This is a genomic window from Chloroflexota bacterium (assembly GCA_034717495.1).
Taxonomy (GTDB): domain Bacteria; phylum Chloroflexota; class Anaerolineae; order JAAEKA01; family JAAEKA01; genus JAYELL01.
Genome location: JAYELL010000103.1, coordinates 1 through 13,918, shown reverse-complemented (window position 1 = coordinate 13,918; position 13,918 = coordinate 1). Strand labels below are relative to the sequence as shown.

Below are 13,918 nucleotides of genomic sequence, written 5' to 3'. Positions count from 1 at the left end.
TTCCGGCGCAGGTGTTAACAACTGATCGTTGACCACTTACAATTGATAGTTAGCAAGGAGCTAAACCAATCGAAATGGATACTTCGAATTTGCCACTGATTCCCGTGCCGCGCCAATTTGATTTAACGGGCGACACGTTCCAGTTGGCGCCCGACCGGCTGATCATCATCGACAGCATCGATCCCCAGGCGCTGTGGTTTTCGGCGCAGCAACTGCAGGACGCACTGCGTGCCTTTGCCGAAGTGCGGTGGCAGATCGTGTCGGGAACCGTCGTGCCTGCAGATCAGGTGGGCGTCAACCTGAGCATTGTGCCGGGAAGCGTCCCGCACGAGCAGGGCTACTCGCTGACGATCACGCCCGGCCGGATCGATGTGATCGCCAGCCGGCCAGCCGGTGTTTATTATGCCGTACAGACTCTGCGCCAACTGCTCCAGCAACGCGCAGACTCGCTGCCGGCGTTGCGCTGCACCGACTGGCCCGATTTCCCTAACCGGGGTGTGATGTTGGATATCAGCCGGGATAAGGTGCCCACCATGGAAACGCTGTTCGATCTGGTGGACCTGCTGGCTTCCTTGAAGATCAACCAGTTCCAGCTCTACACGGAGCATACCTTCGCCTACCGCAATCATCCAACGGTGTGGGCGGACGCGTCACCCATGACCGGCGAGCAGATACTGGCGCTGGATGCCTACTGCCGGGATCGTTATATTGAACTGGTCCCCAACCAAAACACATTTGGCCACATGCATCGCTGGTTGGAACATGACGCCTACAAACAGCTGGCGGAGGTGCTCGACGGATTCGACACGCCGTGGGGATGGCACGAGGGGCCCTATTCGATCTCGCCCAGCGTGCCTGGGAGCATCGATCTGGTACGCGATATGCTGGACGAACTCCTGCCTCATTTCACCAGTCAGCAGGCCAATGTGGGCTGTGACGAAACCTTTGATATCGGGCAGGGTTTGAGCAAGAATTTGGTGGCGGAGCGTGGCGCTGGACAGGTTTACCTGGACTTTCTGCTGAAGATCTATCGGGAGGTGAAGGCTCGCGGTTACACCATGCAGTTCTGGGGCGATATCGTTATGGAACACCCTGAGCTGGTTTCCGAACTGCCCACCGATGCCATTGCGCTGGAGTGGGGTTACGAGGCCGGGCATAAGTTCGAAGAGCATGGCGCGCGCTATCATGCTGCCGGCATCCCCTTTTATGTGGTGCCAGGTACATCCAGCTGGCGCACGATCGTGGGTCGCACTGATAACGCCATGGAAAATCTGCGCAACGCGGCCAGAAATGGTTTGAAGCATGGCGCTGTCGGCTACCTGAATACCGATTGGGGCGACGATGGGCATTGGCAACCGTTGCCGGTGAGCTACCTGGGCTTCCTCTACGGCGCAGCCCTCTCGTGGCACGGCGAGACCAACATCGCTCTCGACATCGCTCAGGCGCTGAATCACTATGCCTTTTGCGACGAGTCGGGCCAGATGGGCAGCATCGTCTTCGAACTGGGAAATCTCTATCAGGATATCGGTTTCCCCGCCCCCAATAGCTCAGCGCTGTTCAGCGCGATGCTATACCGGCCCCAGATCCTGCGCGAGCGGATTGGCGCCATCGACGACCTGGATGCAACGCAAGAACGCATCCGGGTGACAGAAGCAAAGCTGGATGACCTCGAGCAGCGGTTGTCACAGAGCAACTGCCAGCGGCCCGACGCTGCTCTGATCGACCAGGAGTTCCGCTGGGCGATCAACATGTTGCGCCACAGCTGTCAGCGGCTCCGCTGGCTGATCGGTATTGTTCCCGACGGGCCCGAGATTCGGCAGGACCTGGCCGGCCAAGCCGACGCGTTGATTGCCGGCTACGATCACATCTGGCATGCACGCAATCGCCCCGGTGGTTATGAGGAGAGTGTCGGTCGCCTGAAACGCATGCGGGATGATTACCAAAACCCGCCAGGGCAATAGTCAATGGTCAATGGTCGATGGTCGATTGTCAACGGAGTCCTCGGCGTCTTGCTTATTGCGTTGACCACCTGCGTCGCGCCCACGGAGACACTCATGCCAGCACCCACCGAAACGCGTCCATCTGAGCGCCTCGCCCGCAACGGTCCTGAGGTCACCATCTGGGCGCCCTATGTCAGCGTATTGGAGCAGCGAACCCTCTCGGAAAACAGCGATGTCATCGGCGAGGTCAACTTCTTCTGGTATGAGCTGACGGGTGATGGCGAGATTGTCGGCAGTATTCAGAGTTCGCAAGGGCTAAAAACCGCCCGGGAAGCAGGCTTGCGAATCGTACCATCCATCGTCAACCGCGGTTTCAACCGGGACTCGGTTGCCGCCATCATCCACGACGAAGCAAGAAGAGCGGCCCACATCGCCGAGATCGTCGCCCTTGTAATGGAGAACGACTTCGACGGCATCGATATCGATTACGAAAGTCTCTATGCCGAAGACCGTGACGCGTTCAGCCTGTTCGTCGAGGAACTGGCCGCTGCCGTACACGCCCGGGAAAAGCTGCTCTCCATCGCCGTTCATCCAAAAACCGACGAACAGGGTTCCTGGGGCGGCCCGTTGGCCCAGGATTGGCAGCGCCTCGGAGCCGCGGTGGACGAGTTCAAGATCATGACCTACGATTACCACCACGGGGCAAGTGAAGCAGGTTCGATTGCGCCGCTGACCTGGGTCGATGCTGTCCTGACCTACGCCTCGACGCAGGTGCCGCCGCAGAAGACCTACGCGGGCATTCCGCTATATGGCTACAATTGGACCGGGTCCCACGGCAAGAGCATCGACTGGCAACGGGCTATGAGGACAGCCGGAACCTACGACGCAAACATCCAGCGCGACGACTCGGGCGAAGCCTGGTTCACCTACGGGCCCGATGACCGTCACACGGTGCACGTGGGCGACGCAAAGGGAGTTGAAACACGGCTGGCCTTTATTCTGGCGCAGCATCCAGACCTGGCCGGCATCGCCATCTGGCGACTGGGCGGCGAAGACCCGGCAATCTGGCCGGTGATTCGCGAGACGATCGCGTCGATGCATTAGCCGATAGATACAATCGCTTCCGCCACGGGATGGATCACTCACAATGACACAGTCTTCCGATTGTCATTGCGAGCCGGCGTGGCAATCTCAGACTCCCTTCACCGCCCGGTTTCCCCAATAACGCATGAACCTGCCACGGATATCTCGCTCGCTCCTGGATCGCCGTGTCTCCGTGTCCCCGTGTCGCCGCGTCTCCGCGTCCCCGTGTCGCCCCCTCCCCGCGTCCTTCGCGCCCTCCGTGCCCTTCGCGCTTCATGACCTTCGCGCACCTCCGTGCCTTCGTGGTCCAAACCACCCCGTGTCCCCGCGTCCCCGTGTCGCCCCATCCCCGCGTCCCCGTGTCTCCGTGTCCCCGCGTCCCCCCTCCCCGTGTCCCCCCCTCCCCTCCCTCTGCCGCAGTGACAAAGCCTGTTCAAGTCATTAACAAATACGCGGCAATTGTTCCCCCACTTGCATGTCTACGATACGCGTGCCGCCAATGCCGGTGCGGGCAACCACCATGCCCGGGTGATCCTCAACCACCTGGCCGATGATGGTAGCCTCTGCGCCGTGGCGATGCCGTTGCATGGTGTCCAGCAGGACATCGGCATGCTCCTGGGGAACGATCGCTATCAACTTGCCCTCGTTGGCAACATAGAGGGGGTCCATGCCCAACAATTCGCAAGCCGAGGCCACGGCAGCACCCACTGGGATCTTTCGCTCCTCCAGCATGATGCCAACCCCGGAGGCCTGGGCGATCTCGTTGAGGGCCGACGCCACGCCGCCGCGCGTGGGATCGCGCAACACATGCAGGTCCCTGGTTTCTTCCAGCATGGCGGCCACCAGCCCGTTGAGGGCAGCCGTATCGCTCTCGATGCTCGTCTCGAACTGAAGACCCTCGCGCACGCTCATGATGGCCATGCCGTGGTCGCCTATGGTGCCACTGACGAGCACCATATCCCCAGGTTCGGCCCGATCCGGCCCAATCGTTACCCCGTCAGGAACGACGCCGATGCCGCTCGTGTTTATGTAAACCCCATCGCCGTGCCCCCTGTCGACAACCTTGGTATCGCCGGCGATCAGTCTAACACCGGCTTCGGCTGCTGCCGCCGCCATGCTCCCGACGATCAAGCCCAGGGACTCCAGCGCCAGGCCCTCCTCGATGATGAATCCGGCCGTGAGGTACAGAGGAGTGGCTCCGCTCATCGAGACATCGTTGACCGTGCCGTGGACCGCCAGGTGGCCGATATTCCCGCCCGGGAAGAAGAGGGGTTGCACCACAAAGGAGTCGGTGGACACCGCCAGGCGCCGATTCCCCAGGTCGAATACCGCGGAGTCGCCCAAAGCCTCCAGCTGTTCATTGCTGAAGGCCGGCAGGAAGAGATGTTGAATCAATTCGGCGGACAACTGGCCTCCGCCGCCGTGGCTCATGATGATATTGGAATGATCGCGTAAGGGCATGGGACAGGTCCAGCCCTCGAAGTTTAGCTCTTTTGTCATTGGAGGATGGGTAAATGAGTTGATAGGCGAACAGGTAAACAAGTAGACAAGTGGACAAGTTGAAAAGCGAAACGGCAAAACGGCAGATTGGCCGTTCGAATCAGGTGTTTGCCGATTCTACTTCGGCGAAACGGCCATAACGATAATAGGCCGCGCAAGCTCCCTCATTGGAAACCATAGTGGCGCCCAGAGGTTTCCGCGGCGTGCAAACCGTGCCGAAGGCCTGGCACTGGTTCGGTTTGATCAAACCCTGAAGCACTTCACCGCTGCGACACAGGGGCGACTCCTGGGTTTTGATATCGGTCACAGTGAAGCGGTGAGCGGCATCAAACTCACGGTATTTGTCGCTCAATTCCCAGCCACTGTTGGCTATGCTGCCTATGCCGCGCCAGGTACGTTCGCAAACGGTGAAAACATCCTTGAGCATGCGCTGCGCAGGCAGGTTGCCCTCCCGCAAAACCGCTCGTTCATAGGCGTTCTCCACCTCAGCCCGACCCTCTTCCAGTTGCACGACAACACGACGAATCCCTTCCAGGACATCCAGCGGCTCGAAGCCGGTGATGACGATCGGCACCCGGTACTTTTCCACCAGGGGCTCGTATTGCCAGTAGCCCATCACCGAGCAGACATGGCCCGCTGCCAAAAAGGCCTGGACCCGGCTGCTGGGGGAACTCATGATCGCCTCAAGAGCGGGTGGCACCAGCACGTGCGACACCAACATCGAGAAGTTAGCGATTTCCAATTGTTTGGCCTGGAAAACCGCCATGGCATTGGCCGGCGCAGTGGTTTCAAAGCCAATTCCGAAAAAGACCACTTCCTTCTCGGGATTCTCGCCTGCAACCTTCAATGCATCCAGCGGGGAGTAGACGATGCGCACGTCCCCTCCTTCGCTCTTGACGCGAAACAGGTCTTTCTCACTGCCCGGGACGCGCAGCATATCGCCAAAGGAACAGAAAATGACATCGGGACTCGAGGCGATGGCCAGCGCCCGGTCGATCGTCTCCAATGGAGTAACGCACACAGGACAACCGGGGCCATGGATCAATTCGACGGTGTCGGGAAGTAGCTGGTCGATGCCGTTACGGATGATGGAGTGGGTCTGTCCCCCGCAGACTTCCATCATAGTCCAGTGGTGTTTGCCGGTTTCACGAATCTCGTCGAAAAGTTTTCCGGCTAGCTCGGGATCGCGGTACTCGTCTAAATACTTCATCGGTCGATACCTGATTGACTATTGACAATTGACCAGTGATAATTGACAATTAATCCCCCAGTTCCTCCTCCAGGGAACCGATCTCCCGAAAAAGGTCGAGGGTTTCCTGGGCTGCTTGTTCGTCCAGTTTGGTGATGGCAAAACCGACATGAACGATGGCGTAATCGCCCACCTCGATGTCGGGAAGATAAGCCAGGCACACCTCTTTCTGAATGCCGTCGAAATCGATCTTTCCCATGGCGATGCCCTGCTGATCGTAGACCTCGGTTATTTTGCCAGGTATGCCTAAACACATCTTATCGCGCCTCCAGAACTGGTGTTGAGCCAGGAAACATACGCATCTGCCCTTAACCCGCCGATGATAGCCTGTCCCAACGCCAGTCCACCGTCGTTTGGTGGGACCAGTCGATGGGTAAGCACCTGGAAACCGGCCTGATCCAACCGGTCGACTGCCAGAGCCAACAGGGTAACATTCTGAAAGACACCGCCGCTCAACACGACACACTCCATGCCGGTCTGCTCGCGCAGTTGCCGGGCCAGCCTGTCGATCAAATCGGCGACAGCGTTGTGAAAGCGGGCAGCAATCACTGCTGGTGCTTCACCTGCACGGACATCGGCAACCACCGCCCGGATCACCGGGCTGGCATTGATCGCTGCCGGATCGCCGTAGTATACCACAGATGGCACGTCGAACCCATAAGTCTCTTCGACACCTTCTGCGGCCATCGCTTCCAACTCGATGGCTGCCTGAGCCTCATAGGTGACAACCTGGCGGACGCCTGCCAGGGACGCGACCGCATCGAAGAGACGCCCCATGCTGCTGGTGGGGACTGTATTGAGCCCCCTTTCCAGTTGGCGCCGAAGGACTGTCTGTTCAGACTGGGGACAGGCGGCCACGGACGGCAAATCAGCATCCCAGGGTTCGCCCGCGGCCCACAGATGAGCCAGGGCGACCCGGTAGGGCCGTTTGATGGCCGAATCGCCGCCGGCTAAGGGCACATACTGTAGATGGGCGACTCGCCGAAACCGGCTGTAGTCAGCCACCAGCACCTCGCCGCCCCAGATGGCGCCGTCCGGGCCATAGCCGGTGCCGTCGAAGCTGAAACCGATCACCGGCCGCGAGCCATCGAGGCCATGCTCGGCCATAACCGCCGCAACGTGGGCATGATGGTGTTGGACCTTGAGAAGCCTGGCGCTGCCGGCATTCCTCTCCGCCCAACGGGTCGACAGATAGCCCGGGTGCATATCGGCGACGACTCGCTCCGGTGCACAGCGGAAGATTTCCTGGAAATGGGCTGCCGCCCGCTCAAAGGCCTGCAGCGTCTCCAGGTTCTCCATATCGCCGATATGCTGGCTCATGAAGGCGAAGTCGTCCCTGGCGAGGCAGAAAGTGCTTTTCAACTCACCGCCCACAGCCAGGGTCGGGGGAATCTGCAGCGGAAGTTTCACCGGAAAGGGTGCGTAGCCACGGGAGCGGCGGATAGGCAGCTCGTGGCCGCGAAAGACGCGCACCACCGAGTCGTCGCACCCGACGTGGATGTCCCTGTCGTGAAACAAAAAGGCGTCGGCCAGGCCTGACAGCCACTCCCGCGCCCGACCGTTATCCTTGACAATGGGCTCATCGGAATAGTTGCCCGAGGTCATCACCAGGACCGAACCGGGGCGCATCCGTCCACGGGCGGATTGCCGGCCTGCACCCTGGTCGGCGCCCAGGAGCAGGTAGTGCAGCGGCGTGTAGGGCAGCATCACGCCAACAGCATTGTTGCCAGGGGCCACCAGGCCCGATAGCACACTGTCGACCCGCCTGCGCAGCAGCACGATCGCTCCTTCGGTGCCGGTCAATAAATCGGCTTCTTCTGCCGATATCTGAGCGATTCCGGCTGCGGTCTCCATGTCGACGGCCATGACAGCGAAGGGTTTATCCACCCGCCCCTTGCGCTCGCGCAGGGTCGCCAGCGCCTCGTCGCTGGTGGCATCGCACGCCAGGTGAAAGCCACCCAGGCCCTTGACGGCGACGATGCCACCCTGGATAAGCAGTGCCCGGGCCTGGGCAATTGGATCCGACTGCTCCTCCACCTCAGCGAATTCGGCTGGTTTTTTTTGCTCTGACCACTCAAAAAAAACCTGGGGACCACAATCGGCACAGGCATTGGGCTGGGCGTGAAAGCGGCGATCGGCTGGATCGTCGTATTCGGCCTGGCAGGCAGGGCACATGGTGAAGTTGGCCATGGTGGTCAACGGCCTGTCGTAGGGGATGTCGCGAATGATAGTGAAGCGCGGCCCGCAGTTGGTGCAGTTAATGAAGGGATAACGGAAACGACGATCGCCCGGATCAAAGAGCTCGCGCCGGCAGTCGTCGCAGAGTGAGACATCAGGGGAGATCAGCGTGCTGGCTGTTGCCTGAGCCTGGCTGTGAACGATGGCAAATGTCGTATCGTCGTTGGTTGGCAGTATCTCGCTGGCGACCGTTTCGATGTGGGCCAGGGGAGGTGGATGGGCCACCAGTTCTTGCTCAAAGGTATCGAGAGAAGCTGGCGCTCCCTGGATTTCGATGAACACGCCCTGACTGTTGTTGCCCACAAGGCCGGCCAGGTCGTATTGGCTTGCCAATCCGAAGACGAAGGGTCGGAACCCAACACCCTGTACCACACCGGTGACCGTCAGGCGGCGTCGCTCAATCATTGGAGGTCGGGAAAGGTCTCGGCGTCTTCAATTTCGAGGGCCACCAGTTGCAGCTCCCGGCCGGAAACGATCCTGGGCGTGGGTGTCTTGCAGTGGGGACAGGCGAACTTGTGAAGGGAGGTCAGTGCCACATTCGCATCGCAGGAAGGGCAGTAGACGATAACTGGCACTTCCTCGACCACAAGTTGCGAGCCTTCGAGCAGCGTGTCCTTGACGACGAGGTCGTAGGCAAAGAGCAGGGATTCCTTCACCACGCCGGAGAGGGCGCCGACGCGCACATGCACCGCTGAGACCTGTTCGACGCCGGCATCCCGAGCAGCGGTTTCAGCGGTTTCTACCAGGTTGCAGGCGATCGACAGTTCGTGCATAGTTGTGCGTGCCGTGTACGTTCAGGATGCCGCCAGGTATGGCACACGCCATTCCGGGGAACCGCAAGCGCTGCCCTCAGACATCATCGTACATGCCCCGAACCTGGTTACGCTTGACACGAAACACCTCGCGTCCCATTTCGATCGACTCCTGCACGTAGCGGGCGAGATCGCTCTGCTGTCCCTTGGTATCGCTCTCATCGCGGTTCTGCCACTCGACAATGACTTCCTTGATGGGGTAGCCCGCCCGTTCCACGATGTACAGCAGCTCCACATCGTAGGCCGATACCTTCCACCCGCTGGGCTGTTCCTCCTGCTTGAAGAACTGCAGGCGAGGAAAGGTCTGCAACGCCACCTCCCGGCGACTGGTCTTGAAGCCGCACTGGGTGTCGTTGATATCCCGTAGCAAAAACAGGCTGCGCATGGCACGAAACACCAGGCTGCCGACCTGTCGGATCAGGTTGAACCCTTCCCGGGACGCGCCCCGGGAACCAATCACCACATCATAACCCTGATCGTACCAGGGCAAAAGTTTATCCAACTCACCGATCGGTGTGGATTGGTCCATGTCGGTGAACAGGACAATGTCCCCCCGCGATTGCTGGATACCAGCCCAGACCGCAGCAGGTTTACCCCCATGGGGAATATTGACCAGGGAGAAACGTGCTTTGTCGGCAATAGTTGCCTCAACCAGACGCTGGCTGTTATCGGTGGACTCATCGTTGACGACGATGACTTCCCAAGGGTAGTCCTGCTGCTCAAGATATTGGAACACTTCGTCCAATACGCCTCTCTCCAGATTCCCCTCTTCGTTGTAACAGGGAATCACGACGGAGATAAAGGGCCGATGTTCCTCACCTGGCATGTCCGGATCTCGTTTCATTATCGCTATCGACGGCAACAATAAGGACAGGCGCACAGTGCGATGCTTCGCCTGTCCCAGACACTCTTTCCGTTTTCTTTCCTGCCAACCAAAGGCCCGCTGACAGGCTTGATGGTCACCGGTTACCGCCCGTGACCACCGGTGGATTATATGCCGCTAAAGCAGAATCAGCAAACCCAGCCCGCCGCCAATCAGTGCACCTGCAGCTGATGCCAGAAAGTTCACTACATCGTTGTTAAGCCATCCCCATCCCCGGCGCGGGCTGGTGGTCGTTCCACAGCTATGGACCGGTCGTTCGGTCTCCTTCTGACAGGTATCACACCAATAGACTCGCTGCAGGGTCGCACCCAACAGGCTGTCCACCATGGAGCCAAGAAACCCGGCGAGCCCTGCAATGAGGATGACCGGCAGATCCGCCATCAGCAGCTGCCCGCTCGTCGCCAGCGAGGCCACCTGGATGATCAAAAACGCACTGGCACCGATGAAAGTGCCGCCCGCCAGTGCAGCCAGCGACCCCTGCCAGGTAACACCGCCGGAGGTGCCGGCCGGCACCTCCTTGCCCGTGGTGATCAACCGCGGCCGCGACGGCGCCAGAACGCCTAACTCGGTCGCCCAGGTGTCCGCATTGGCCGTGGCAATGGCACCGAAATAGGCCAGGGTCAGAAAAACGTACAATGGATTACCCGATCGGACCTCGCCCGGTAGGTCGATAAAGAGCAAAACTGCCAGGGCCAGCAAGGCGCCAACGCCACCGTTGGCCAACGTCTGCCCCAGATCACGGCGCTCTCCCTTGGCAAACTTGTCGGCCAATTGAAGCTTCTGAGCCCTGCGAAAATGGCTGAGGAGGCTGGAGCTCACGAAGAAAACGACCAGCACCAATCCCCAGGTCAGCCCACCAAAGCCGAATACGACCGTGCCCGTGATAATGGCACCCCATACGCCGCTTGGCGAAAGGGCGCCACGCTTGTAGGCCAACCACCCAATCGATGCGCTGATGATCAATCCGACCAGAAAACGAACGGGCGACATGGGGTCCTACACCGCCGTCATCAGGAGAAGGGATACCAGAATCGCCAACTGAACGAGCAGGGTGCCAGTCCACAAAAAAAGGGACCCGATCCGGTGCCTGTCGTAGATCAACAAACCCCAAATACTGTTGACGATCCAGACTGCCACGGCAAAACCAGGCAGCAACACCGCAAGGCCGCCCGGAATGTCGGCAGGCTGTCCAAACCCGGGGGGCAGGCTCGGATAGCGGATCATGAGCACACCGACGATTAACAACGCAAACAGGAATCCCGCACCCAGCATGCCCAGCGCCCAGCGGTCATGCCAGAGATCGGAGCGCAGCACCTCCGGCTCATGTCGTTCCAGGGAAAGCAACCGGGTTGGGCCAAGCTGGTGATGCGCTTCGACCGCTTGGAGAAACCTGTCAGGGTCGGCCGGCGAGATGCCAAAATCCTCTTCCGGCGTAACCAGAATCATCTGTTCAATGGGAGCGCTCGACGCCAGGCTGGTGAACAGGCGCTGTCCCAGCCCTGCGCTTCGTCCCAGATAGGGTCCGAACGAGAACCAGGACCCCAAGCCCTCTTGGTGGCCCTCGCTGGTGAGCCAGGTGGAATAGGACAGGCCCTGCTCTGCAACCGATCGTTCCAGGAAGCTTCGAGTTGCCTGGTCCCGCGTCATCTGCTCGATCTTGTCGAGCGGGATCACCTGACGAAATGGTCCCCATGCCACCGTCACAGCGTTGCGATCGATCCAGTAGCTGAGACTGCGGCAGGCCCACGCCCGCCAGGCCAGATAGGCAATGGGAATCAGTAATCCCAGGATCACCACCAACAGCACAAAGGAGAAACCGTCCGGCGGACGGCTGAAGAGGCGCCAGAGCAACAGAAGGGCCAACGCGCCAAGCACGGCCAGTGCCAGCAAGGCTCGTCGGCCATCGGGAAAGGGTGCAGGCTCGAAAGTCATCTGATACGGTTAGACGTACACCGGCGTGCACCAGTCCCGGTAGGCCGGCACCTGGCCGCGCACCACGTCGAAGTAGAGATCGCGAATGGCCTCGGTGATTGGGCCCATGCTGCCAGCGCCAACCGGCCGGTGATCGACCGAGGTGATCGCTGCCACCTGAACCCCTGTGCCGCAGAAGAACAGTTCGTCGCAGACGTAAAGCTCAGTGCGGTCAATTTGCCGCTCTTCGGTCGGGATGCCCAACTGTTCATCAGCCAGCTGCATGATGGTACGGCGGGTAATCCCTTCCAGGATGTTGGCAGTAATGGACGGCGTGATGAGGCAACCATTGCGGACCATGAAGAGATTCTCTGCGCTGCCTTCCGACACGTGCCCGTCCTGGCTTAGTACAATCGCCTCGTCAAAACCGTTGAGCAAAGCCTCGCTCTTGACAAAGGCCGAATTGACATAGGCGCCGGAAATCTTGCCCCGGGCAGGCATGGCATTGTCATCAACCCGTCGCCAGGATGAGACACAAACCGCAGCCCCCTCCTCGTTTTCAACGTAGCGCCCAAAAGGCAACGCATATATCGTGACTTCGTCGACCATATCGTGAAGCAGCACGCCGATCTTCAGATCAGCCTTGTAACCAAGAGGACGGATATAGATGTCGGAGCGAAAACCCTCCTTCTGCAGCAGCTCAACCACAACGCCAGCCAGATGCTCTGCGCTGTAGGGTACATCCATCATGAGCAGGCGGCAGGAAGTGAGAAAGCGCTCGACATGATCGTTCAGACGAAATAAAAATAGCTGCTTCTCCTGCTCGTTCCAGTAGGCTCGAATACCGGCGAAGCAGGCGGTGCCATAGTTCAAGGCGTGGGTCATTACGCTGACCTTTGCCTGCTCAAAGGGCACAATCCTGCCCTCAAAAAACGCATACTTTGTTTCCATTGTTATCCCTTCCCTGACCTGGACAGGCCGGCACAGGCCTGCGGTTGAGATTTTTTCTCTTCACCGCTGATTTACGCAGACCTTCGGCACAGAGATCGCTGATCTTTTCTGATGTCTGATCAGCGTTTATCGGCGGTTATCAGCGTCATCTGCGATTCTTTTCCGCCCCTTCCTCAAAACCGGGAAGAGGGCCGCTGCTGTGGCTATCCAGGCTGCCAGAGTCAGACAGCGCCAGCCACTCGCGCAGGTTCTTGAGAAACGGGTAGTTGGTCATATCCATGGTCAAGGGAGTGACGGAGATGAATCCCCGGGCCACCACGCCGATATCTGTGCCATCCTCCACGACACCGCCAGGAGGTTCGCCGCCGATCCAGTAATAGGGGCGTCCTTTGGGGTCTTCCCGCTCGATCAACACATCCTTGTACACCCGCCTGCCCAGGCGCGTGACAGCTACGCCGGCAATGTCACCGGCTGAACGAGCGGGGGCGTTGACGTTGAGAAGCGTATTGGGAGGAAGCCCTCGCTCCAGGATGAGCCGGGCCAGCTCTGTCACCACACCGGTTACGGCATCGAAATCGCGCCATTCGCCATTTTCCATTGAGACCGCGATGGCGGGCAGTCCGCCGACCACAGCCTCCATGGCACCTGCCACGGTGCCGCTGTAGGTGATATCATGGCCCAGATTCGGTCCTTGATTGATGCCGGAGACCACCAGATCAGGTTGCACAGGAACTGCACCCAGCAGAGCCAGGCCCACACAATCGGAGGGCGCGCCGTTGGTGGTGTAGGCGGGAGAGCCGTCGGCCAGCACCACCTGTTGGATCCGCAGCGGCTTATGCATGGTCTTGCTATGCCCTGCCGCGCTCCAATTGCGGTCGGGCGCAAAGACCGTCACCTGGCCCAGCGCTTCCAGCGCCTGTTTCAGTGCCAGAATGCCGGGCGAGGTGACACCATCGTCGTTGGTTACAAGAATGTGAGATGACATAGTCAATCGAGGCTCAATCCGGGCGAGAAAATCGGCGAGACGGCTCAAAAAAAGCAGGACTAACTACCATAACACAACACCGTCTGGCGAGCATTGTATCTCAGGGCAGACGATTTGCCAAAAGAGCCGTTACTTTTCGATGTGCGTTCGCTGCCTGCCCTTCACCTCCCGGTAACCCTATGGTAAACTTATAGCCTCAAGAATCCCGACCGCTGGTGTCGAGGCCGTGCGTAGCCTTCCTGGACTCCCGCCCTGCTTGCGCCCGCTCCTTCCGGTCCTGCGGCCATCCGGAGTCCTTCGGAGGAGCGCACACCACGGCACGCCAGCACGCCACGCCAGCAGGCGGTGCGTGAGCTAGCAAGCTAG

Annotated in this window: 12 protein-coding genes; 2 read left to right on the top strand and 10 right to left on the bottom strand. The window is 59.7% G+C overall.

Annotation, left to right across the window (positions count from 1 at the left end):
- Nucleotides 1-74 precede the first annotated feature (74 nt).
- Together U9R25_18415 and U9R25_18410 are read left to right on the top strand one after the other, a co-directional pair.
- Nucleotides 75-1,961 carry a glycoside hydrolase family 20 zincin-like fold domain-containing protein gene (locus tag U9R25_18415; GenBank protein ID MEA3337871.1) on the top strand — a complete coding sequence of 629 codons (1,887 nt, stop codon included), beginning with the start codon at nt 75-77 and terminating at the stop codon, nt 1,959-1,961.
- Nucleotides 1,962-2,054: 93 nt separating this feature from the next.
- The gene (locus U9R25_18410) at nt 2,055-3,044 is read left to right on the top strand and encodes a glycosyl hydrolase family 18 protein (GenBank protein ID MEA3337870.1); all 990 of its coding nucleotides are present in this window, start codon (nt 2,055-2,057) and stop codon (nt 3,042-3,044) included.
- Between the two features lie 420 nt (nt 3,045-3,464).
- On the opposite strand, the gene hypE is transcribed toward U9R25_18410, so the two are convergent.
- From hypE to surE, 10 genes are all read right to left on the bottom strand, one after another.
- Nucleotides 3,465-4,523, bottom strand: a complete 1,059-nt coding sequence (gene hypE, locus U9R25_18405; GenBank protein MEA3337869.1) for a hydrogenase expression/formation protein HypE — start codon at nt 4,521-4,523, stop codon at nt 3,465-3,467.
- A 100-nt stretch (nt 4,524-4,623) separates the two neighbouring features.
- Nucleotides 4,624-5,733, bottom strand: coding sequence for a hydrogenase formation protein HypD (hypD, locus tag U9R25_18400; protein MEA3337868.1), 1,110 nt, complete (start codon nt 5,731-5,733; stop codon nt 4,624-4,626).
- A 49-nt stretch (nt 5,734-5,782) separates the two neighbouring features.
- A complete protein-coding gene (locus U9R25_18395; GenBank protein MEA3337867.1) occupies nt 5,783-6,028 on the bottom strand; it encodes a HypC/HybG/HupF family hydrogenase formation chaperone in 246 nt (81 codons plus the stop codon).
- A complete protein-coding gene (gene hypF / locus U9R25_18390; GenBank protein MEA3337866.1) occupies nt 6,019-8,415 on the bottom strand; it encodes a carbamoyltransferase HypF in 2,397 nt (798 codons plus the stop codon). Before hypF ends, U9R25_18395 begins: the two co-directional genes overlap by 10 nt.
- Nucleotides 8,412-8,783, bottom strand: a complete 372-nt coding sequence (hypA, locus tag U9R25_18385) for a hydrogenase maturation nickel metallochaperone HypA (protein MEA3337865.1) — start codon at nt 8,781-8,783, stop codon at nt 8,412-8,414. The genes hypF and hypA overlap by 4 nt, the downstream gene beginning before the upstream one ends.
- Nucleotides 8,784-8,859: 76 nt before the next feature.
- On the bottom strand, nt 8,860-9,666 hold the full coding sequence (locus U9R25_18380; GenBank protein MEA3337864.1) for a glycosyltransferase: 807 nt from the start codon (nt 9,664-9,666) through the stop codon (nt 8,860-8,862).
- Nucleotides 9,667-9,822: 156 nt separating this feature from the next.
- Complete coding sequence (locus tag U9R25_18375; GenBank protein MEA3337863.1) at nt 9,823-10,695, bottom strand: DUF92 domain-containing protein; 873 nt, start codon at nt 10,693-10,695, stop codon at nt 9,823-9,825.
- Nucleotides 10,696-10,701: 6 nt separating this feature from the next.
- Nucleotides 10,702-11,637 (bottom strand): hypothetical protein, encoded by a 936-nt coding sequence (locus tag U9R25_18370; GenBank protein ID MEA3337862.1) that lies wholly within the window; start codon nt 11,635-11,637, stop codon nt 10,702-10,704.
- A 9-nt stretch (nt 11,638-11,646) separates the two neighbouring features.
- A complete protein-coding gene (locus tag U9R25_18365) occupies nt 11,647-12,567 on the bottom strand; it encodes a branched-chain amino acid transaminase (GenBank protein ID MEA3337861.1) in 921 nt (306 codons plus the stop codon).
- Nucleotides 12,568-12,712: 145 nt separating this feature from the next.
- Complete coding sequence (surE, locus tag U9R25_18360) at nt 12,713-13,552, bottom strand: 5'/3'-nucleotidase SurE (protein MEA3337860.1); 840 nt, start codon at nt 13,550-13,552, stop codon at nt 12,713-12,715.
- Nucleotides 13,553-13,918 lie beyond the last annotated feature (366 nt).

What these genes read in the sequence shown, in the direction of transcription:
- U9R25_18370 (MEA3337862.1), bottom strand. Translation starts at nt 11,637, where the DNA reads ATGACTTTCGAGCCTGCACCCTTTCCCGATGGCCGACGAGCCTTGCTG.
- hypF (MEA3337866.1), bottom strand. Translation starts at nt 8,415, where the DNA reads ATGATTGAGCGACGCCGCCTGACGGTCACCGGTGTGGTACAGGGTGTT.
- U9R25_18395 (MEA3337867.1), bottom strand. Translation starts at nt 6,028, where the DNA reads ATGTGTTTAGGCATACCTGGCAAAATAACCGAGGTCTACGATCAGCAG.
- hypA (MEA3337865.1), bottom strand. Translation starts at nt 8,783, where the DNA reads ATGCACGAACTGTCGATCGCCTGCAACCTGGTAGAAACCGCTGAAACC.
- surE (MEA3337860.1), bottom strand. Translation starts at nt 13,552, where the DNA reads ATGTCATCTCACATTCTTGTAACCAACGACGATGGTGTCACCTCGCCC.
- hypE (MEA3337869.1), bottom strand. Translation starts at nt 4,523, where the DNA reads ATGACAAAAGAGCTAAACTTCGAGGGCTGGACCTGTCCCATGCCCTTA.
- U9R25_18375 (MEA3337863.1), bottom strand. Translation starts at nt 10,695, where the DNA reads ATGTCGCCCGTTCGTTTTCTGGTCGGATTGATCATCAGCGCATCGATT.
- U9R25_18410 (MEA3337870.1), top strand. Translation starts at nt 2,055, where the DNA reads ATGCCAGCACCCACCGAAACGCGTCCATCTGAGCGCCTCGCCCGCAAC.
- U9R25_18415 (MEA3337871.1), top strand. Translation starts at nt 75, where the DNA reads ATGGATACTTCGAATTTGCCACTGATTCCCGTGCCGCGCCAATTTGAT.
- hypD (MEA3337868.1), bottom strand. Translation starts at nt 5,733, where the DNA reads ATGAAGTATTTAGACGAGTACCGCGATCCCGAGCTAGCCGGAAAACTT.
- U9R25_18365 (MEA3337861.1), bottom strand. Translation starts at nt 12,567, where the DNA reads ATGGAAACAAAGTATGCGTTTTTTGAGGGCAGGATTGTGCCCTTTGAG.
- U9R25_18380 (MEA3337864.1), bottom strand. Translation starts at nt 9,666, where the DNA reads ATGAAACGAGATCCGGACATGCCAGGTGAGGAACATCGGCCCTTTATC.